The organism is uncultured Succinivibrio sp., assembly GCF_902756765.1.
Lineage (GTDB): Bacteria > Pseudomonadota > Gammaproteobacteria > Enterobacterales > Succinivibrionaceae > Succinivibrio.
In genome coordinates, this window is the sequence record NZ_CACVSS010000191.1 from 1 (window position 1) to 2,104 (window position 2,104).

A 2,104-nucleotide genomic window follows, 5' to 3' on the forward strand; every position below is an offset into this window, starting at 1 on the left:
GGAAGGATCGGTACCGATACTCTTTCCTCTGAAATGAGCCTTCTGACCATGACGAACACCAGAGTAACCGTTGTTATTTACAATCACAATCTTAAGATTGAACTGATTGCGCACCACTGTCTGCAGCTCCTGAAGATTCATCATCACAGAACCATCTCCAGAGTAGGAAACAACAGGACCATCTGTTAATGTAGAAGCACCGCAGCCACCAGGCAGAGCAAAGCCCATCTCTCCCTGCGATAAAGCCATAACAAAGCGGTCATTAGGCTTAAATTCGGTTGCAGCTGGACCGGCAGCACCGGTAAGGCCTGCATCAGAGACATAGACGGTACCGTCAGGAGCAAGTTGTGACAGCTTGGTCATGAAAAACTTCATATCAATATTGCGGCTGTCATCAGAGGTTATTTCAGATATAAGAGCATCTCTACTTGAGAAGGTCTTGTCTGTAAGCTCAGGATAGATATGTGTAATATCACACTGCATAGGATAGTTGAAGGTATCCTTCCAGTGCCTGCATTTATCCAGCCACTCTTCTGATACCTTCGGAAGATTTAATCCCATCATTGCTTCAAGAAACAGCTTGGCATCAGAGTTAATGAATCTGTCAATCTTAACGCCTTTTTTCTGATGCTCAACCGGGTCGACATCTACAACCAGAACCTTAGCTTCTCTTGCAAAGGAGGCTCTGTCCCCACCGGTTACTTCCATAGATAATCTCGATCCAACAGAAATAACCAGATCAGAGTTCTGAACTATAAAGTTAGCATAACGATCAGCACCGGCAACACCACCTATAATACCGAAATTGTATTCATGAGCATAAGGAAGAATATCTGCAGCTAGACGACTGAATACCACAGGAATATGAAGCTCTTCAGCAAGAGCTTTAAGCTCTGTCTTGGCATAGGCACTGCGTACGCCGTTACCAGCCAGAAGAACTGGTCTTTTAGCATCAGCATAGGCTTGCTTCAGATAATCAAGAGCATCTGCAGTTGGCTTATTAGATTCTTCGTAATCAGTAAAGCCCTTAAGATTGTTCTCATCAATCATGGTGTTCTGAACATTCAGCGGTACATCCAGCCATACAGGACCTTTTCTGCCGTGAGTTGCCAGATATACAGCTTTTTCAAAATGATATCTGATTTCACTTGGCTCACTTACGGTTACAGCATACTTTGTAATTGGCTTTACAAGAGTTTCAATATCCGCCTCCTGAATACCAATCTGTCTTATTGGTATGCCAGATGCTTTAACTGTGTTCTCGTAATTCTGCTGGCCTGAAATAATAATCAGAGGAATACTATCCTGAAAAGCATGCAGAACACCTGTAAAAGTATTAGTTCCTGCACATCCGGTTGTAACCAATCCTGCTCCAATAGTTTCGTTTAAAGTTGAGTAGGCAACAGCCGCCATAGCAACAGCCTGCTCATGATGCATACTGATTCCTTTTATAGTTTCACTACGGCGTAAGGCATCACAGAGAAAAACACATTGACCTCCTGGGACGTAGAAAAGATGTTTAATTCCAAGAGCACTGAGTTTGGATAGTAAGTAGTCTGCAAGTCTGATCATATTGTTTGGACCTTATAATTTATTCGGTATTGTTCATTTCTCAATGATTGCTTCTTCCCCAATATTTCGTATCAAAAAAAGCAAATTTAATCAGTAAGGGAAATTAGACTTTTTGTTTATTCTATATATAAGCATATAAAACTGTTTCCCAAAACAGGTCTTCATGCTGCCTTATTTTAAATTTATATTCAGGAACTAATGCCTTTAAATATTTAGGAATTTCATAAAAATCCAATGGCAGATGATAAATACAGATAGCAAGCTTTGGTTTTAATTTTGAGATAATCTCGGATGCCCCTTTTAAAGAGTCTAACTCTGCACCTTCAATATCCATCTTAATTAGAGTAGGACTTTCGGAGAAGTAATCATCTAGTTTAACAATTTTTACTAATTTATCTGAGTTTGAAACTTCACCTTTAACAACAATTGAATTCATATTTTCTGTTGAATGAAATCCAATTTCTCCTGTTTCACTTCCTGTTGCCACATTAATTGGTTCGACATTATCTATTTTATTTTTTTTTATATAATC

At 39.5% G+C, this 2,104-nt stretch carries 2 protein-coding genes; both read right to left on the reverse strand.

The annotated features are described in order from the left end of the window. A partial coding sequence (locus QZU45_RS12280; RefSeq protein ID WP_295355702.1) for a thiamine pyrophosphate-binding protein occupies window positions 1-1,572 on the reverse strand: 1,572 nt, incomplete at its 3' end. Window positions 1,573-1,693: 121 nt separating this feature from the next. Next, window positions 1,694-2,104: FkbM family methyltransferase (locus QZU45_RS12285; protein ID WP_295355704.1), on the reverse strand; the 411-nt coding region annotated here is incomplete at its 5' end.